The organism is Streptomyces sp. SM18 (genome assembly GCF_002910775.2).
GTDB lineage: Bacteria > Actinomycetota > Actinomycetes > Streptomycetales > Streptomycetaceae > Streptomyces > Streptomyces halstedii.
This window is the reverse complement of the sequence record NZ_CP029342.1, coordinates 7,601,179-7,617,884: the sequence shown is the minus strand read 5'-3', so window position 1 is coordinate 7,617,884 and position 16,706 is coordinate 7,601,179. Positions and strand designations below refer to the sequence as shown.

Genomic DNA, 16,706 nt, shown 5'->3' with positions numbered 1-16,706 from the left:
ACTCCTGCGATTCGCCGGACGAGTGAACAGACATTCCGCCCGTCCGACGCTAGGTCCCGCCCGTCCGCCGTGCCAATCGATCACCGTACGCGGCGGCGGGGCGGGACCGCGGTGCGTCAGCCGAAGTTCACGTCACTGCACAGGAAGTACGTCTGGTCCATGTGCGACGCCTGCCAGATCGTGTAGACGACATGGCGGCCGCCGTATCCGGACGTGCTCACGGGTATCAGATACTCCTGGCTGGGCCCGTAGCTTCCGGTCTCGGCCACCAGGTCGAGGGCACCCCAGGTCAGAGGCTGTGTGGTGGGGTCGAAGCCCTGCCGGGTGACGTACACACGGAAGTAGTCGGCGCCGTGGCTGGCCTGGTCGTACAGCTTCACGGTGAAGTCGTCGGCGACGTCCGTGGTCTGCCAGGCGCCCACGGTGTCCAGCGCGTTGTAGCGGCCGCCCTCGGTGCGGCCGCCGCTGCACAGCTGGCCGTCCGGGATCACCGCGGGGAAGTTACCGGCGGACTCGTTGCGGTACAGGCCGTTCCAGTTCCACATGGCGTTGGGGTCGGCCTGCCACGCCTGCCAGCACAGGGGGTCTTCCTGTGCCATCGCGGGGTTCTGGAAGTCGCTGCCCCAGCGGAGCCAGCAGCCGTAGTTGCGGGACGCGGGATCGACGACGGAGCCGTGGGCCTGGGCCGTGCCCGTCCACGGGAGCAGGCAGAGCAGCGCTGCGACGGACAGGCCGGCCAGCCGGGCGGCCCAGCTCCGTGTATTGATGCGGTCATGACAATACATGCGCGATCTCCATCTCCTGGAGTGGGGGGAATCACCGGCGTGGGAGCGCTCCCGCGCCATCAGGGCTCTGCCCGGCCCCCCGCGCCTCAAACCTCACCGCCGCGCTCACCCCTTCGGCCCGCCGGCGGGACGCGACCGGCCCGCGCGGGTGCACAGTCGTAGGCATGGCTGAGAAACCTGAGGCGAGCGGGCCCGGTGGCGGACACGAACGCCCCCCGGGAGTCGGTGACACCACGGTGGAGGCGGTCGGCGCGTTGACGGAGGCGCTGGAGACGGTCGAGCGGGCCCGGGGCCACCTCTACGCGTTCCATCAGCTGACGGGCCACGCCGACCTCTCGCTGGACCGCGCCGTGGAACTGCTCCGCATGGCCGGGCACGCCGGGCAGGCGGACCGGGTGCAACGCGAGATCCTGGGCCGCAACGTCGTCCCGGGCTGCTGGACCTACCAGGTCGTGGAGGCGTACGACGCGACGTACTACCGGCCGTTCCTGGAGGTGGAGGCCGGGGTGCGGCAGGAGTTGGTCGCGGGGCGCCGGCATCTGTACGAGGCGGAGATGAAAGAGGCCCGGCGCACCCGCGGCCACCCCGACCACACCGCCCGGCCCTGACGGTGGACGCGGTCACGGCCCTGCGCCGCATCGCCTTCCTGCTGGAGCGGACGCAGGCGGCCACCTACCGGGTGAAGGCCTTCCGTACGGCCGCGTCCGCCGTCCAGGACATGGGCGACGGCGAACTCGCGGACCGGCTGGCGCACGGCTCGCTGGAGGCGGTGCGGGGGATCGGGCCCCGGACCGCGGAGGTGATCCGCCAGGCGCACTCCGGGACGGCCCCGGACTACCTGGACCGGCTGGAGCGGGAAGCCTCGCAGCCGCTCGCCCAGGGGGGTGAGAGGCTGCTCGCGGCGCTGCGCGGCGACTGCCACACGCACTCCGACTGGTCCGACGGGGGCAGTCCCGTCGAAGAGATGGGCCGTACGGCGGCGGAGCTCGGTCACGAGTGGACGGTGCTCACCGACCACTCCCCCCGGCTGACCGTCGCGAACGGGCTGTCGCCCGAGCGGTTGCGCCGTCAGCTGGACGTGGTGACGGAGCTGAACGAGCGGTGGGCGCCGTTCCGTCTGCTCACCGGGATCGAGTGCGACATTCTGCCGGACGGCACCCTCGACCAGGAGCCGGATCTCCTGGAACGCCTGGACGTGGTGGTCGTCTCGGTCCACTCGAAGCTGCGGATGGACCGGGCGGAGATGACGAAGCGGCTGCTCGCCGCCGTGCGCACGCCGCGCGCGGACGTGCTCGGGCACTGCACGGGGCGTCTGCTGAGCGGACGGGGGCGCCCGCAGTCGCTGTTCGACGCGGACGCGGTCTTCGCCGCCTGCGCGGAGTCGGGGACGGCCGTGGAGATCAACTGCCGTCCCGAGCGGCTCGATCCGCCCCGCGACCTGATCCGTCGTGCCCTCGCCGCCGGGGCGCTCTTCTCGATCGACACCGACGCCCACGCCCCGGGACAGCTGGACTGGCAGGTCTACGGCTGCGCGCGGGCCGAGGAGTGCGGTGTCCCCGCGGAACGCGTCGTGACCACGTGGACGGCGGACCGGCTGCTGGCCTGGACCCGGGGCGAGGCGACGCCGTAACGCCCCCGGCCGAGAGGCCCGGCCGGGGACCGCGGCGTACAGTCGATCGGGATGCCTGTGTGGTTCCCGCTGTTCACGGGGCAGGAGTGGCCCATGTCCGATGAACGCAACGGCCCTTTCCTTCCGAAGGGCCGCGGAGCGCTCTCCGCGGCCGTGACCGGCTACCTGCGGGGCGACGGCGCCCCACCGGATCCGGACACCGCCCTGGACACCGACCCCTACGGTGACGACCTGCACCTGGCTCTCTACGTCTGCTACGAGCTGCACTACCGCGGCTTCACCGGCGTACGCCCGGAGCTGGAGTGGGACCCGCCGCTGCTCGCCGTACGAGCGGCACTCGAACGGCGGTTCCTGGACGCCCTGCGGCGGGACGCCACGCCGTCCGGCTCCCTGGACGACGTGCTGGGCGGACTGCTGGTGGAGCCGGTGCGCGGCACCGGGCCGTCCTGGTTCCTCCAGGAGCGGGGCGAGCTGCGGCACCTGCGCGCGTACGCCGTCCAGCGTTCCCTGTACCACCTCAAAGAGGCCGACCCGCACAGCTGGGTGCTCCCGAGGCTGAGCGGACGGGCCAAGGCGGGCATGGCGGCGGTCCAGTACGACGAGTACGGGGCGGGCCGGGCGGAGCGCCTGCACGCGCGGCTGTTCGCCGACCTCATGGCCGACCTGGGTCTGGACTCCGCCTACGGCCGTTATCTGGACGACGGCTGCGCCCCGATGCTGGCCCTGGTGAACCTGATGTCGGTGTTCGGCCTGCACCGGCGGCTGCGCGGGGCCCTCGTGGGGCACTTCGCCGCCGTCGAGATCACCTCCTCGCCGGCCTCGCGACGTCTCGCCCGGGCCATGAAACGGACCGGGGCGGGGCCCGCGGCGGAGTTCTTCTACACCGAGCATGTGGAGGCGGACGCCGTCCACGAGCAGGTGGTGCGCCACGAGGTCGTCGGCGGGCTGCTGGAGGAGGAGCCGGAACTGGCCGCCGACATCGCGTTCGGCGTCACCGCGACCACCTTCGTGGAGGACCGGCTGAGCGAACGCCTGCTGGCCGACTGGGCGGCCTGAGGGCCCCGCGCGCGCCCGGAAGTGGTGGCCGGATCCCGTCCGGCGCAGTCTTGGACCAGACGTGTGTGCCCACCCGTCGCGAGGAGCAGCGGATGTCCGCAGAAGTGATCGAGGAAACACCCCGTCCCGCCCGGCTGGTGACCCTGCCCGGCGTGTACGCGCCGCAGCACGACACCCACCTGCTGAGGGAGGCGGTGGACCGCGAGGACATAGGCCCCGGTACCGAGGTGCTGGACCTCGGTACCGGCAGCGGGGCGCTCGCCCTGCACGCCGCCCAGCGCGGTGCGCGGGTCACGGCCGTGGACGTGGCGCGGCGGGCCGTGATGACCGCGCGGCTGAACGCGCTGATCCTCCGGCGCCGGATCACCGTGCAGCGCAGCGATCTCCTCTCCGCGCTGCCCGGCAGGTCCTACGACCTGGTCATCTGCAACCCGCCGTACGTGCCCTCCCCGTTCGGCGGACTTCCCGGCCACGGCGCCGCGCGCGCCTGGGACGCGGGGTACGACGGCCGGGCGGTCCTGGACCGGGTCTGCGACGCGGCTCCGGCCGCCCTGCGGCCGGGCGGCCGTCTGCTGATGGTGCACTCCGGGCTGTGCGACGGCGAGGCGACGCTGCGCCGGCTGTCGGGGGCCGGGCTGCTCGCCGAGGTCACCGGGCGCGCCCAGGTGCCGCTGGGGCCGGTGCTGCGCTCCCGGCTGCGCTGGCTGCGGGAACAGGGCCTGGTGAACGGCCGGGCCACGACCGAGGAGTTGGTGGTCATCCGTGCCGAGCGCCTCTGAACGTCCCCGCCGGATCCGCCTCGACGACGAGGGGCCGTTGCTGGTCGAGGGGCCGGTGGAGGTGGTGTGCGCCGACGGCCGGGTGGCCGTCTCGGACCGGTTCGTGGTGGCCGTGTGCACCTGCCGGCGGAGCCGGGAGTACCCCTGGTGCGACACCAGCCACCGACGACGTACCCAGCGTGAGGAGAACACCGATGCGCGACGGAGCCGGACGGCCGGAGGACCCGAGGACCGCACAGCCCCGGCCCGACTTCCCCGGTCAGGAACAGCCGCATCCGGGGTGGACGGGGGCGATGGACCCGCCGCCCGACCACGGTGAGGACAGCTACCGGGGCAGCGGGCTGCTGGAGGACCGCACGGCCCTCGTCACCGGGGGCGACTCGGGGATCGGGCGGGCGGTCGCCCTGGCCTACGCCCGTGAGGGCGCGGACGTGGTGTTCAGCCATCTGCCCGACGACGAGGAGGAGGACGCCCGTACGACGGCGGACCTGATCGAGTCGGCGGGCCGGCGGGCGGTCGCGGTGGCCTGCGACATCCGGGAGGAGCGGCAGTGCCGTGCGCTGACGGAGGCGGCGGTGTCGGAGTTCGGGCGGATCGACGTCCTGGTCAACAACGCCGCGTTCCAGATGTCCCGGCCGGAGGGGATCTGCGCCATCTCGACCGAACAGTTCGACCGGGTCGTCCGCACGAACCTGTACGGGATGTTCTGGCTCTGCAAGATGGCGCTTCCGCACCTCCCGCCCGGTGGCTCGATCATCAACACCGCCTCGGTGCAGGCCTACAAGCCGAGTCCGCATCTGCTGGACTACGCGATGACCAAGGGAGCCGTGGTCACGTTCACGCACGGGCTCGCGCAGACCCTCGCCCCGGACGGCATCCGGGTGAACGCCGTCGCCCCGGGCCCGGTCTGGACCCCGCTGATCCCCGCGACGATGCCCGACACCAAGGAGTTCGGGAAGCGGACCCCGCTCGGACGCCCGGCCCAGCCCGCCGAGATGGCGCCCGCGTACGTGTTCCTCGCCTCCTCCCGGGCGAGCTACATCACCGGGGAGATCATGAACGCCACCGGCGGGACCCCGCTCCCCTGAGCCGGTGGTCCGTGGAGAGACGGAGGAACGACATGCCGCAGGCGGCGCTGTTCGATGTGGACGGCACACTCACCGACACCAACTACCTTCATGTCACGTGCTGGTGGGAAGCCTTCCGCCAGGCGGGCCACCGGGTCGCGATGTGCGACATCCACCGGGCCGTCGGGCTCTCCGGCGGCGACCTGGTCGCCCATCTGCTCGGCGAGGACCGGGACCGGGAGCAGGACGGGCTGATCACCGCCGCGCACAAGACGCTGTACGCCACCCACTTCGACCGGCTGTCCGCGTTCGACGGGGCCGGGGACCTGCTGCGCGCCCTCGCCGCGCGCGGCCGGCGCATCGTGCTGGCCACCTCGGCGAGCGGGCGCGAACTGGCCGCCCTGCGGGCCGCCGTCGGCGCGGACGACGTCATCGCGGGCACGGCGAGTTCGGACGACGTCTCGGCCGGCAAGCCCGCGCCGGAGCCGGTGGAGCACGCCTTGGAGATCGCGGGCTGCCCGGCCTCCCAGGCGGTGTTCGTGGGCGACTCCGTCTGGGACATGCGGGCGGCGGTGCGGGCCGGGGTCCCGGCCGTCGCCCTGCTCTCGGGCGGTGTCTCCCGCGGCGACCTGGAGGAGGCGGGAGCGACGGCGGTGTACCGGGACGTGTCCGATCTGCTGGCCCGCCTCGACAGAAGCCCGTTCGCCCGGAGCGGGTGAGGTCCGGCGCGCCGGACCTCACCGGCCGCCCTACGCTGAGGAAGCGGGGCGGCCGACCGCGCCCCGCCGGAGCCGGAGGAACCCATGGCCGTACGGCACAAGTTGATCAGGAAGAGCCCGGACGAGGTCTGGGCGGTCCTCTCCGACCGCGACAGCTACCAGGAATGGGTCGTCGGACCGAGCGAGTCCCGGCCCGCGCACGGCCGGTGGCCCGAACTCGGTTCGTCGCTGGCCTACACGGTGCGGATCGGCCCCTGCGTGCTGCACAACCAGACCGTCGTACGCCGCTGCGAACCGCCCCGGATCCTGGAACTCGAAGTGGACAGCGGGCGCCTGGGAACCACCCGTGTCGCCTTCGACGTCCGCCCCTGGGGTGAGGACACCCTGCTCCGTGTCGACGAACACCCGCTGCGGGGCGCCGAGGCGGCGCTGCACAACGTCGCGGTGGACGCGGTCCTGCAACTGCGCCACCGGGCCATGCTCAACCGGCTGGCCGCGTACAGCGAGCGCCAGGAGGGCTGAGCCGTGCCGGACGCCGTGGTGATCGGAGCGGGCCCCAACGGGCTGGTCGCGGCCAACCTCCTGGCCGACGCGGGCTGGACGGTGGAGGTCCTGGAGGCCGAGGACACCCCGGGCGGGGCCGTACGCCACGACCGCGGGGTCGATCCGGCGTACGTCAGCGACGTGTTCAGCGCGTTCTATCCGCTGGCCGCCGCGTCGCCGGTGCTCGCCGGGCTGCGCCTCCACGAGCACGGGCTGCGCTGGAGCCACGCGCCCTCGGTGCTGGCCCATCCGCTCATGGACGGCCGGTGCGCCGTGCTGAGCCGGAACATCCAGGAGACCGCGCGGTCGCTGGACACCTTCGCGGCCGGCGACGGCGATTCCTGGCGCGAGCAGTTCGAGGTCTGGCGGAAGCTGCGGTCTCCGCTGCTCGACGCGCTGTTCACGCCGTTCCCGCCGGTGCGCGCCGGTGCGCGGCTGGCCGCGGCGGTGCGCGCGGGGGGCGGTCTGCGGCTGGCCCGGACGATGCTGCTGCCGGTGCGGCGGCTGGGTGAGGAACTGTTCCGCGGGGAGGGCGGGCGCCTGCTGCTCGCGGGCAACGCCCTGCACGCGGATCTGGCACCGGAGGCGGCGGTCAGCGGTGGTTTCGGCTGGCTGATGACGATGCTCGGCCAGACCTTCGGATTCCCGGTCCCGGTCGGCGGGTCGGGGCAGCTCACGGCCGCCCTGGTCCGGCGGCTGGAGGGGCGCGGCGGGACCGTGCGGTGCGGTGAGCGGGTGGCCGAGGTCGTCGTCCGCGGGGGCCGGGCCGTGGCCGTACGCACCGCCGGCGGGGAGACCGTGCCGGCGGGCCGGGCCGTCCTGGCCGATGTGTCGGCTCCCGCGCTGTACGGCGGACTGGTCGAGGAGAGGCACCTGCCCGGTCAGCTCCTGGCCGATCTGCGCGGTTTCCAGTGGGACTTCGCCACCTTCAAGGTCGACTGGGCGCTGTCCGGGCCGGTGCCCTGGTCCGCCGAGGGGGCGGCGTCCGCCGGTACCGTCCATGTCGCCGACGGGGTCGACGCGCTGACCCGGTTCGCCGCGCAGATCGCGATGGGGCAGGTGCCCGACCGGCCGTTCGCGCTGTTCGGGCAGATGACCACGGCGGACCCGAGCAGGTCCCCGGCGGGTACGGAGTCCGCCTGGGCGTACACCCATGTGCCGGGCCGTGTCCGGGGGGACGCGGGGGACGACGGGCTGACCGGCGCCTGGGACCGGCGCGAGGAGGAGGCCATGGCGGACCGGATGGAGGCCCAGGTCGAGCGGGTCGCCCCGGGGTTCCGGTCCCGGATCACGGCCCGGCGTGTCCTCTCCCCCACCACGTTGGAGAGCCTCGACGCCAATCTGCGGTCCGGGGCGATCAACGGCGGGACGACGGCGCTGCACCAGCAGGTGGTGTTCCGGCCGACGCCGGGGGCGGGCCGGCCGGAGACCCCGGTGAAGGGGCTGTACCTCGCGTCGTCGGGGGCGCATCCCGGCGGCGGTGTGCACGGCGCACCCGGTGCGAACGCGGCGCGGGCGGCGCTCCGGAGCCATCGCCGGGGCCTCGTCCCGCGTGTGCAGCGCGCTCTCGCCCGGCCCCCGGACCGTTCCTCACCCTGATCCCCTCCGCGCCCGCGGCCGGCACCGCGTCAGGTCTCGGCCGGCGGCCGGTTCTGTGTCACCCCGCGCAGGCGGCGCAGAGCGGCCTGGAGGCGGGGACGGCGCTCGTGCAGATCCGCCGAGCGGCGGTCGAGTTCCTCGAGGATGCGTTCGCTGCGCTTGGTGATGTCGAGTTCGTCGAGGATGCGGTCCACCTCGGCGAGCAGGGCGCCGTGCAACTGCCACTGCCGGGGGTGTTCCTGCACCTTCTCCAGCAGCAGGTCCGCCACCTGGTCACGGGTCGCCCGGCTGCGGGTGAGGGCCTCGGAGAGGCGCTCCTCCGCCTCCTCCCCGCTGGCGGCGATCGGGGTGGTGATCATCACCGCGAAGCCCTCGATCGCGTCGGACATGTGTCCGAACAGCTCCCGCAGTGCCACCGCCACGTCCTCCGGGAAGAGCGCTTCCTCGGTGCGCGCCTTGGCCAGGTCCGTCAGGGAGCGGGTGAGCACCCGCAGTACCACGGCGCAGATCTCCAGGGTGTCCAGTCCGGTACGCAGGACCACGCGGTGCAGGAGTCCCTGACGGACCCTGGGGTTGAGGGTCAGGCTGTCCTCGGCCTGCCGCAGGGAGGCGTCCACCTCCACGATGTCGTGGTCCAGCCGGCGGGCCTCGTGCAGACGGGCGGCGGCCTCCGCGACGGGCTGGGTGCCCTCGACCTCGGCGCCCAGCGCCCGGAACATCCGGCCCATCCGCTCCCCCAGGCCGCCGATGGACGCCCCGGCCGTCTGGACCCAGACCGGGGGCGCGAACAGCAGGTTGAACAGCAGCCCGACCCCCGCGCCGATGAGCGTCTCGAACACCCGCTCAAGGGCGGTGTCGGCGACCTGCGCGACACCGAGCACGAGCATCGCGCTGATCGCCACCTCCGGCACGAACTCGTTGACCCTGACGAGGCGTCCGATGAGCAGCGAGGTGAAGATCGTCAGCCCCAGGGTCCACCAGCTCAGTCCCACCAGGGAACTGAACCCGCTCGCGATCAGTACGCCGACGACGACGGCGTTGACCCGTCGGATCCCGGTGGTGAGGGTGGCGTAGAGGGTCACCTGGACGACGAGCAGGGCCGTGAGGGGCGCGGTGAGCGGCGCGGGGTGGGGTTCTGGCAGGGACCACTGCGCCACCACGAAGGCGATGACGGCCGCGGCGGTGGATCTCAGCACCTGCGCCGCGGCGGGTTCGGTGGTGCGCTGCACGAGTTTGACGACGGGCGCGGGCGCGGATACTCCTGGCATTCCTTGACGGTGCCCTGTACCGCGCCGCCCCACCGCTTCTGGGCCGCTCGAACTCCGTACGGAGGTATGCGCGGGCACCTCTCGCACCCGCGATGCGGGCATGGCGGTACGGAGGGATGGTGGAGACATGACTCATTCACCTGTCACCACGACCACACCGCCCCTCAGGCACGGACTGACCCCTCCGGGCGAAACGCCCCCGGCCGAGGGATCCATCAGCGAGGCGCACGTCGAACGTGCGGACGGCGGCATATGGGAGCACCCCGTCTTCTGGGCGGGCCTGGTGCTGTTCGGCGCGCTGGTGGTCGCCGGCTACTTCCTGGCCCGGATCTTCGGATTCGCATGAGTGCCCGCGAGAGGCTGGACGCGCTGCTGGAGGAACACGGCACGACGTACGCCGGGGAAGCCGGCGTCCGGTTGCGTGACACGCCGCAGCCGCTGTACGAGCTGCTGGTGCTCAGTCATCTGCTGAGTGCGCGGATCCGCGCCTCGGTGGCCGTGGCGGCGGCACGGGCGCTGTTCACGCACGGGATGCGCTCGCCCCGGCACATGGCCGACGCGACCTGGCAGGAACGCGTGGACGCGCTGGGCGAGGGCGGATACCGGCGGTACGACGAACGGACCGCGACACAGCTGGGCGACGGCGCCGGACTCCTGCTCGACGCGTACGGCGGGGACCTGCGGCGGCTGCGCCGCGACGCGGACGGGGACCTGAACGCACTGCGTGCCGGGCTCCGCCGCTTCCCGGGCATGGGCCCCGCCGGCGCCGACATCTTCCTGCGCGAGGTGCAGGGGGTGTGGCCGGAGGTGGCTCCGTATCTCGACGCCAAGGCGCTCCAGGGCGCGGAGCGGCTGGGGCTGCCCACCTCGCCGTCCGGGCTGCGGAAGCTGGCCGGGGACCGGGACCCGGCGGTACTGGCCGCGGCGCTCGTACGGGCGGCACTGGGCAAGGACGTCGTGGAATCGGTCCGCACCGCCGCCTGAGCCGGGCGCGGTCAGCGCGGTGGCCTCGGCGTGCCGGGTTTGACGGAGCGGCCCTCCACCAGGGCCCGCCTGATCCGGGCGGCGGTGGCACGGGCGTGGTCGGAGGTGGCCGTGTGGCCGGCCGTCGCCGGGACGAAGCGGTGGGTGGGGTGCATGCAGTGCCCGCACGGGGTGTCGGTGGAGATCAGGTAACCGTCCTCGCACTGCGGTTGGGTGCAGCGCCCGGGGCCCACCAGGGCCTCGGCGATCTCCTCCGGGGCCCAGCGGCGGCGGCCGTCCTCGTCCTTCTCGTGCAGGGCGTGGGACCAGCGCACGTTCCACCGGCGTTCCACCCGCTCGAGCAGCTGGTCGGCGGTCCGCCGGGTCAGTTCCTGGTGGACGAGTTCGTGGACGGACCGCGGGGTGCGGTGGGCGAGCGCCTGGAGCAGCGGTTGCGGAAGGGCCTGGAGGACGTAGCCGACCGGGTCGCGGCCGGCGCGCTCCTTCCATCTGCGGCAGGAGCAGGGGCCCTCGGCGGGCACGCGGTTCCCGCAGCGGCCGCACCGGCCCCGGCACTCCGCGCAGAGGCCCTCGTCGAGGCCGTCCAGATGGGGGGCCGGAGCCCGGCCGCACGCGCGGCAGCAGGAGGCGCACTGCCCGCAGAGGCGTTCGTCGCCCTGGCGCGTCGACCACTGGCGCTGCTGGCATCGGCAGCACAGGGCGCTGTTGCAGTGCTCGTGGTGCGCTGCGCCGGAATGCCGTCCGGGGGGCGGGAATGACATCGCTGCGTTCTCCAGGTGCGTGGCGGAGACGCTCGGCTCCCCGCCCTGTCGGCGTGGCCCGCGCGGGCCCGCGTCCGACCGTACCGCTCCTGGCGGTCGCGTGCGGCGCTCCCCCGTGTACGCCGGGGATCTCCCGCACCCGGACGGTGTCCGGGGTCAGGGGTGGAGGCCGCTGACCACGTCCGCGGTGGCGACGATCCCCTGGTGGATGGTGGGTGCCATGCTCGTGCTCGCCAGGAGGAAGCCCAGCAGGGCGCAGACGATCGCGTGCGAGATCTTGAGACCCCCGTTGCGCAGGAAGACCACCGCGAGAAACGTCAGGAGCAGCACGAGCGAGATCGAGATAACCATGGCCAACCTCCTCTGCCGCGCCGGATTTGCGGCATTCGGCCGCCAGTGTGGCGTAGCGGGGAGGCCGTCCGGCGCAGTGGCGCGTGAGCCGAACGGGTGTTGACGCACGGTGACCGGCGGCCCTCGTCCGGGGCGGGTCCGCGGTGTTCGCGGCCGCCCCGCCCGCAGCGCCGCAGGAACGTTTCGGTCCCTGACGGGCCTCGGGTGCCGGACAGGCCGGCGCGCGTGCTGTGCGGTGCGGTCCCTACGGCGTACCGGGTGGGCTCCGGCGTGTCGGGGGCGCCGGGGAGAGCGGCCTCGCGCGCCGGGTCCTTCCGTGCCCCCGTCCGGCGGGTGCCCGGGACTGGGGGACGGGCTACGGCGCGGGCAGCTCCATCAGCTCGGCGACGGTCTCCTGGTGGCGCCCCGCCGTGCCGTAGACCAGCGCGTCGGCCTTGGCCCGCTTCAGGTACAGGTGCGCGGGGTGCTCCCAGGTCATGCCGATGCCTCCGTGCAGCTGGACGCATTCCTCCGCCGCGTGGACCGCGGTCCTGGAGCAGTGGGCCTGGGCCACCGCCACCGCGAGCGGCGCGTCGGGGCTGCCGGTCGCCAGCGCGTCGGCCGCGTTGCGGGCGGCGGCCCGAGCGGACACGACCTCCAGCCAGAGCTGGGCCATCCGGTGCTTGAGCGCCTGGAACGAGCCCACCGGCCGGTTGAACTGATGGCGTTCGCGGGTGTGGCGGACGGTCTCGGTCAGGCACCACTCGGCGAGACCGAGCTGCTCGGAGGCGAGCAGCCCGGCACCGGCCAGCAGCCCCCGGGCGACGGCCGCCCCGGCGGGAGCGGCCTCCGCGAGCAGCGTGCCGGTGGGTCCGGTGAGGGTGACCGAGGCGAGCGGGCGGGTCAGGTCGAGCGGGACGAGCGGATCGACGCGCACGCCGGGGTCCTCGGCGGCGACGGCGTACAGCCCCTCGGCCGTGGGCACCAGCAGCACGTCGGCGGCCACCGCGTCGGCGACGCAGGGCACCGTCCGTTCGAGGGTGCCGGTCAGGGCGGCCGCCGCGCCGGCCGCGGGGATGGCGGGCGGCAGGGCCAGAACGGCGGTCGTGCGACCGGCGGCCAGGTCCGCGAGGAGAGCGGCCACCGGACCGGCCTGTGTGTCCAGGGCCAGCAGGATCTCGGTGGCGACGACGGCGCTGGTGAGATACGGGGCCGGCGCGACGCTGCGGCCGAGCTCCTCCAGGACGACGGCGGCCTCCCGGTGGCTCGCGCCCTGCCCCCCGAGCTTCTCCGGCACCAGCAGTCCGGCGGCGCCGATCCCGCTCGCCAGGGAGTCCCAGAGCCGCCGGTCGTAGGGCGTGTCCGCCTCGGTCGCGGCGATCACCGCCGGTGCGTCGGCGCGGGCCGCGAGCAGCGCCCGGACGGTCGAGCGGAGGTCTTCCTCGGCCTCGCCGTAGAGCAGGTCCGGGGGCCGCGTCTCGTCGAAGGCCCGGGGGGCCGTGGGCTGTTCGCTCATCGGGCGAGATCCTTCCAGGCGACGTCCTTGTCGTCCCGCGGTTCGGCGGGGAGGCCGAGGACGCGCTCGGCCACGATGTTGAGCAGGACCTCGCTCGTCCCGCCCTCGATGGAATTGCCCTTGGAGCGCAGATAGCGGTATCCGGCGTCGCGTCCGGTGAAGTCGACGGTCTCCGGGCGGCGCATGGTCCAGTCGCCGTACAACAGGCCTTCGTCCCCGAGGAGTTCGACCTCCAGTCCGCTGATCTCCTGGTTGAGGCGGGCGAACGCCAGCTTCATGCCCGAGCCTTCCGGTCCCGGCTGTCCGGCGACGAGCTGCTGGCGCAGCCGCTCACCGGTGAGGCGGGCGACCTCGGCCTCGACCCAGAGCGTGAGCAGCCGCTGATGGAGGTCGTGGGTGCGCAGCTCGGGGCGTTCGCGCCAGGTCCTGGCGACGGCGCCGATCATGCCGCCCTCACGGGGGACGCGGGCCCCGCCGATGGAGACGCGCTCGTTCATCAGGGTGGTCCGGGCGACCTTCCAGCCTTCGCCGACCGGTCCCAGCCGCCTGCTGTCGGGGATGCGTACGCCGGTGAGGAAGACCTCGTTGAACTCGGCCTCGCCGGTGATCTGGCGCAGCGGGCGGACCTCGACGCCCGGGTCGCTCATGTCGCAGATGAAGTAGCTGATGCCGCGGTGCTTGGGGACCTCCGGGTCGGTGCGGGCGATGAGGATGGCCCAGCGGGCCAGATGGGCGCTGGAGGTCCACACCTTCTGCCCGTCCACCACCCAGTCGTCGCCGTCGCGCACCGCGCGGGTGCCGAGCGCCGCCAGGTCGGACCCGGCGCCGGGTTCGCTGAACAGCTGGCACCAGACCTCCTCGCCCACCCACAGGGGGCGCAGGAAACGCCGCTTCTGCTCGTCGGTGCCGTGGTCGAGGATCGTCGGGGCTGCCATGCCCAGGCCGATGCCGATGCGGCGCGGATCGTTGTCCGGGGCGTGGGCGGCGGCCAGTTCGGCGTCGGCGACCGCCTGGAGCGAGCGGGGGGCGTCAAGTCCGCCGAGCCCGGCGGGGTAGTGCACCCAGGCGAGTCCGGCGTCGAAGCGTGCCCGGAGGAAGTCGGTGGGGCCGGCGGTGGCCGGTGGGTGCGCCGCCAGGAGTTCCCGGGTGCGCCGGCGGATGTCCGCCGCGTCGGGGGCGGTGCTCATCGGGTGCCTCCTCCCGGCAGGACGACGATGCGGCCGGTGCTGGTGCCGTCGGCGACCCGCTGGACGGCGCGCGCGGCGTCGGCCATCGGGACCCGCTCGGTGACCAGCGGCTTGACGACGCCGTCCGCGGCGAGCTTGGTGAGTTCTTCGTGACAGGCGCGGACGGCGTCGGGGTCCTTGGTGTTGTACAGGCCCCAGTGGAGCCCGAGGATCGAGTAGTTCTTCACCAGGGCGTGGTTGAGGGCCGGGGAGGGGACGGTCCCGCTCGCGAAGCCGACGACGACCACCCGGCCCTCGAACGCGATGCACTTCACGGACTTGGCGTAGGCGTCGCCGCCGACCGGGTCGTAGACGACGTCCGCGCCACGGCCGCCGGTGGCCTCCTTCACCGCGGCGACGATGTCCTCGCTCCGGCGGTCGATGACCAGGTCGCAGCCCAGTGCGCGGGCGGTGGCGGCCTTGTCCGCGCCTCCGACGACCCCGATGACGGTGGCGCCGGCCGCCTTGCCGAGCTGTACGGCCGCGCTGCCCACGCCGCCCGCCGCCGCGTGCACGAGGAGCGTCTCACCCGCTCGCAGACGGGCGCGGCGGTGCAGCCCGAACCAGCCGGTCTGGTAGCCGATGTGCAGGGCGGCCGCCTCCGCGTCGTCCAGCGCCTCCGGCGCGGGCAGCAGGGCCGCCTCGTCGGCGGTGACGTACTCCGCGAAGCCTCCGGAGGGTAGGGCCGGGGTGGCGAGCACCCTGCGGCCGTCCTCCGTCTCGCCGCAGATCTCCACACCGGGGGTGAACGGGAGCGGGGGCCTGACCTGGTACTGGCCCCGGCAGAGCAGCGCGTCGGGGAAGTTGACGTTCGCCGCGCGCACCCTGAGCAGCACCTGCCCGGCGCCGGGGACGGGGCGGTCCGTCTCCTCCAGCACCATCACCTCGTCCGGTTCGCCGTTCCGGTGCACTCGCCATGCCTGCATGAGGGGCCTCCAAGACGTCGGCATTACCACTACCGCTGGGCATACTAAGCGGTCGCTTGCCTCTCTGGGAACACTTTCGCTGCGGGAGGCCGATGGGTGTGCGGCCCGGACGCCCTCAGGACCGTTTCGGCCTGGCCCTCACGTGCATCCGCTCCCCCTGCGGCCCGAAGAGGCTCAGGTACTCGGCCGTCCCGTCGCCCGCGGGTCCGAACCAGTGCGGCAGCCTGGTGTCGAACTCGGCGGCCTCACCGGGACCCAGTACCAGGTCGTGCTCGGCCAGCCGGAGCCGCAGCCGCCCGGAGAGCACGTAGAGCCATTCGTAGCCCTCGTGGGTCCGCTGCTCGCAGGCGTCGTTGTCCCGCCTCTCGTGGACGACCTTGTACGCCTGGAGTCCGCCCGGCCGGCCGGTCAGCGGCAGCGAGGTCTTTCCGCCGTGCACGATGGGCTTCGCCCTGACCCGCGGATCACCGGCGGGCGGCGCCCCCACCAGGTCGTCGAGCGGCACCTCGTGGGCGCGGGCGATGGGGAGCAGCAGCTCCAGGCTGGGGCGCCGGCCGCCGGACTCCAGCCGGGACAGGGTGGAGACGGAGATCCCCGTGACCTCGGCGAGCGCGGCCAGCGTGACCCCCCGGTCCTTGCGCAGCCGGCGCAGCCGGGGACCGACTCCGGTGAGTACGGCGTCCAGCTCGGTGTCCTGACTCTTCTCCTTCATCGGTCCATTGCAGGATCGGCAAACGGTTTTGTCAATCCCGGACGGCCGGCAGCACGTCCGCGCCGCCGGGGCTCACCGCGCGAAGACCTCGAAGGCGACGGCCGGGCGGCCACCGAAGCGTTCGGCGGCCGCCTCGGCCGTGCCGGTCAGGAAGGTGCGGCAGTACGCCTCCGGGTCCTCGTCCGTCAGAACCTCGATGTAGGTGCGGTGGGCGAGCAGTGAGCGCACCGACCGCTCGAACCCGGGGGTCGCGTCCACCGCGTGGGTGGGCCGGTCGGTGCCCGCGACGGCGACCCAGCGCACCCCGTCCCACGGCTCCAGCCCCCGCCGGGTCAGTTCGGGGAAGATCCAGCGGTTGCCCGCGTCGCCCACCGCGTCCAGCGTGGCGCGGCCGACCGCGCGGTGGTCGGGGGTGTTCCAGGCGACGCCGCCCCAGGTGTCACGGTGGTTGAGGGTGATGACCAGTTCGGGCCGGTGACGGCGGACGGCGGCCGCGATGTCACGGCGCAGGGCCGTGCCGTACTCGATCACCCCGTCGCGGTGGTCGAGGAACTCCACGGTGCCGACGCCCACGGCGGCGGCGCTCGCCCGCTGCTCCCTCTCCCGCAGGGGGGCGCACTCCTCGGGGGCGATGGTGTCGATCCCGGCCTCGCCCCGGGTCGCCAGGAGGTAGGTGACCTCACGGCCTTCGTCGGTCCAGCCCGCGACGGCCGCCGCGCAGCCGTACTCCAGGTCGTCGGGGTGGGCCACGACCGCCAGCGCCCGCCGCCAGTCGGTGGGCATGGGTTCCAGCTGCTGTGTCATG

General features: G+C 73.7%; 19 protein-coding genes and 1 pseudogene. 11 read left to right on the top strand and 9 right to left on the bottom strand.

The annotated features are described in order from the left end of the window. Positions 1 to 116: 116 nt before the first annotated feature. Complete coding sequence (locus B9S64_RS33670) at positions 117 to 785, bottom strand: lytic polysaccharide monooxygenase (RefSeq protein ID WP_103490771.1); 669 nt, start codon at positions 783 to 785, stop codon at positions 117 to 119. A 164-nt stretch (positions 786 to 949) separates the two neighbouring features. Between B9S64_RS33670 and B9S64_RS33665 the strand changes: the two genes are divergently transcribed. The 9 genes and pseudogenes from B9S64_RS33665 (at position 950) to B9S64_RS33625 (ending at position 8,178) form a co-directional block, all read left to right on the top strand. Then, positions 950 to 1,393 (top strand): hypothetical protein, encoded by a 444-nt coding sequence (locus B9S64_RS33665; protein ID WP_103490770.1) that lies wholly within the window; start codon positions 950 to 952, stop codon positions 1,391 to 1,393. Positions 1,394 to 1,395: 2 nt separating this feature from the next. Further along, positions 1,396 to 2,415: a PHP domain-containing protein gene (locus B9S64_RS33660; RefSeq protein WP_103490769.1), complete on the top strand. Its 1,020-nt coding sequence runs from the start codon at positions 1,396 to 1,398 to the stop codon at positions 2,413 to 2,415. 93 nt (positions 2,416 to 2,508) lie between these two features. Beyond that, complete coding sequence (locus B9S64_RS33655; RefSeq protein WP_103490768.1) at positions 2,509 to 3,471, top strand: iron-containing redox enzyme family protein; 963 nt, start codon at positions 2,509 to 2,511, stop codon at positions 3,469 to 3,471. A 92-nt stretch (positions 3,472 to 3,563) separates the two neighbouring features. After that, positions 3,564 to 4,250 carry a HemK2/MTQ2 family protein methyltransferase gene (locus tag B9S64_RS33650; RefSeq protein WP_103490767.1) on the top strand — a complete coding sequence of 229 codons (687 nt, stop codon included), beginning with the start codon at positions 3,564 to 3,566 and terminating at the stop codon, positions 4,248 to 4,250. After that, a pseudogene (locus B9S64_RS33645) lies at positions 4,234 to 4,356 on the top strand (CDGSH iron-sulfur domain-containing protein); the annotation flags it as partial. The gene B9S64_RS33650 and the pseudogene B9S64_RS33645, both read left to right, overlap by 17 nt. Before the next feature lie 88 nt (positions 4,357 to 4,444). Next, a complete protein-coding gene (locus tag B9S64_RS33640) occupies positions 4,445 to 5,338 on the top strand; it encodes a glucose 1-dehydrogenase (protein WP_103490766.1) in 894 nt (297 codons plus the stop codon). Between the two features lie 32 nt (positions 5,339 to 5,370). Beyond that, on the top strand, positions 5,371 to 6,036 hold the full coding sequence (locus tag B9S64_RS33635) for an HAD family hydrolase (protein ID WP_103490765.1): 666 nt from the start codon (positions 5,371 to 5,373) through the stop codon (positions 6,034 to 6,036). Between the two features lie 84 nt (positions 6,037 to 6,120). Further along, entirely contained in the window at positions 6,121 to 6,558 is a 438-nt protein-coding gene (locus B9S64_RS33630; protein ID WP_103490764.1) for an SRPBCC domain-containing protein, read from the top strand. A 3-nt stretch (positions 6,559 to 6,561) separates the two neighbouring features. Further along, positions 6,562 to 8,178: an NAD(P)/FAD-dependent oxidoreductase gene (locus B9S64_RS33625; protein WP_181012248.1), complete on the top strand. Its 1,617-nt coding sequence runs from the start codon at positions 6,562 to 6,564 to the stop codon at positions 8,176 to 8,178. Positions 8,179 to 8,207: 29 nt separating this feature from the next. On the opposite strand, the gene B9S64_RS33620 is transcribed toward B9S64_RS33625, so the two are convergent. After that, entirely contained in the window at positions 8,208 to 9,446 is a 1,239-nt protein-coding gene (locus B9S64_RS33620; protein WP_103490763.1) for an aromatic acid exporter family protein, read from the bottom strand. A gap of 127 nt (positions 9,447 to 9,573) precedes the next feature. On the opposite strand from B9S64_RS33620, the gene B9S64_RS33615 reads away from it, so the two are divergent. After that, entirely contained in the window at positions 9,574 to 9,792 is a 219-nt protein-coding gene (locus B9S64_RS33615) for a DUF6480 family protein (RefSeq protein ID WP_103490762.1), read from the top strand. Continuing rightward, entirely contained in the window at positions 9,789 to 10,430 is a 642-nt protein-coding gene (locus B9S64_RS33610) for an endonuclease (RefSeq protein WP_103490761.1), read from the top strand. Before B9S64_RS33615 ends, B9S64_RS33610 begins: the two co-directional genes overlap by 4 nt. An 11-nt stretch (positions 10,431 to 10,441) precedes the next feature. Here B9S64_RS33610 and B9S64_RS33605 read toward each other — a convergent pair whose 3' ends face one another. The 7 genes from B9S64_RS33605 to B9S64_RS33575 form a co-directional block, all read right to left on the bottom strand. Continuing rightward, positions 10,442 to 11,191, bottom strand: a complete 750-nt coding sequence (locus tag B9S64_RS33605) for a hypothetical protein (RefSeq protein WP_103490760.1) — start codon at positions 11,189 to 11,191, stop codon at positions 10,442 to 10,444. Between the two features lie 156 nt (positions 11,192 to 11,347). After that, positions 11,348 to 11,542, bottom strand: coding sequence for a hypothetical protein (locus B9S64_RS33600; protein ID WP_103490759.1), 195 nt, complete (start codon positions 11,540 to 11,542; stop codon positions 11,348 to 11,350). 355 nt (positions 11,543 to 11,897) lie between these two features. After that, a complete protein-coding gene (locus B9S64_RS33595) occupies positions 11,898 to 13,037 on the bottom strand; it encodes an acyl-CoA dehydrogenase family protein (RefSeq protein ID WP_103490758.1) in 1,140 nt (379 codons plus the stop codon). Continuing rightward, on the bottom strand, positions 13,034 to 14,224 hold the full coding sequence (locus B9S64_RS33590; RefSeq protein ID WP_103490757.1) for an acyl-CoA dehydrogenase family protein: 1,191 nt from the start codon (positions 14,222 to 14,224) through the stop codon (positions 13,034 to 13,036). Before B9S64_RS33590 ends, B9S64_RS33595 begins: the two co-directional genes overlap by 4 nt. Then, positions 14,221 to 15,189 (bottom strand): NADPH:quinone oxidoreductase family protein, encoded by a 969-nt coding sequence (locus B9S64_RS33585; RefSeq protein WP_103490756.1) that lies wholly within the window; start codon positions 15,187 to 15,189, stop codon positions 14,221 to 14,223. The genes B9S64_RS33590 and B9S64_RS33585 overlap by 4 nt, the downstream gene beginning before the upstream one ends. A 115-nt stretch (positions 15,190 to 15,304) precedes the next feature. After that, complete coding sequence (locus B9S64_RS33580) at positions 15,305 to 15,901, bottom strand: helix-turn-helix domain-containing protein (protein WP_103490755.1); 597 nt, start codon at positions 15,899 to 15,901, stop codon at positions 15,305 to 15,307. Between the two features lie 72 nt (positions 15,902 to 15,973). Continuing rightward, entirely contained in the window at positions 15,974 to 16,705 is a 732-nt protein-coding gene (locus B9S64_RS33575; RefSeq protein WP_103490754.1) for a PIG-L deacetylase family protein, read from the bottom strand. Between the last annotated feature and the right edge of the window lies 1 nt (position 16,706).

Coding starts and splice junctions, on each gene's coding strand:
- B9S64_RS33670 (WP_103490771.1), bottom strand. CDS start 785: ATGTATTGTCATGACCGCATCAATACACGGAGCTGGGCCGCCCGGCTG.
- B9S64_RS33665 (WP_103490770.1), top strand. CDS start 950: ATGGCTGAGAAACCTGAGGCGAGCGGGCCCGGTGGCGGACACGAACGC.
- B9S64_RS33655 (WP_103490768.1), top strand. CDS start 2,509: ATGTCCGATGAACGCAACGGCCCTTTCCTTCCGAAGGGCCGCGGAGCG.
- B9S64_RS33650 (WP_103490767.1), top strand. CDS start 3,564: ATGTCCGCAGAAGTGATCGAGGAAACACCCCGTCCCGCCCGGCTGGTG.
- B9S64_RS33640 (WP_103490766.1), top strand. CDS start 4,445: ATGCGCGACGGAGCCGGACGGCCGGAGGACCCGAGGACCGCACAGCCC.
- B9S64_RS33635 (WP_103490765.1), top strand. CDS start 5,371: ATGCCGCAGGCGGCGCTGTTCGATGTGGACGGCACACTCACCGACACC.
- B9S64_RS33630 (WP_103490764.1), top strand. CDS start 6,121: ATGGCCGTACGGCACAAGTTGATCAGGAAGAGCCCGGACGAGGTCTGG.
- B9S64_RS33620 (WP_103490763.1), bottom strand. CDS start 9,446: ATGCCAGGAGTATCCGCGCCCGCGCCCGTCGTCAAACTCGTGCAGCGC.
- B9S64_RS33615 (WP_103490762.1), top strand. CDS start 9,574: ATGACTCATTCACCTGTCACCACGACCACACCGCCCCTCAGGCACGGA.
- B9S64_RS33610 (WP_103490761.1), top strand. CDS start 9,789: ATGAGTGCCCGCGAGAGGCTGGACGCGCTGCTGGAGGAACACGGCACG.
- B9S64_RS33605 (WP_103490760.1), bottom strand. CDS start 11,191: ATGTCATTCCCGCCCCCCGGACGGCATTCCGGCGCAGCGCACCACGAG.
- B9S64_RS33600 (WP_103490759.1), bottom strand. CDS start 11,542: ATGGTTATCTCGATCTCGCTCGTGCTGCTCCTGACGTTTCTCGCGGTG.
- B9S64_RS33595 (WP_103490758.1), bottom strand. CDS start 13,037: ATGAGCGAACAGCCCACGGCCCCCCGGGCCTTCGACGAGACGCGGCCC.
- B9S64_RS33590 (WP_103490757.1), bottom strand. CDS start 14,224: ATGAGCACCGCCCCCGACGCGGCGGACATCCGCCGGCGCACCCGGGAA.
- B9S64_RS33585 (WP_103490756.1), bottom strand. CDS start 15,189: ATGCAGGCATGGCGAGTGCACCGGAACGGCGAACCGGACGAGGTGATG.
- B9S64_RS33580 (WP_103490755.1), bottom strand. CDS start 15,901: ATGAAGGAGAAGAGTCAGGACACCGAGCTGGACGCCGTACTCACCGGA.
- B9S64_RS33575 (WP_103490754.1), bottom strand. CDS start 16,705: ATGACACAGCAGCTGGAACCCATGCCCACCGACTGGCGGCGGGCGCTG.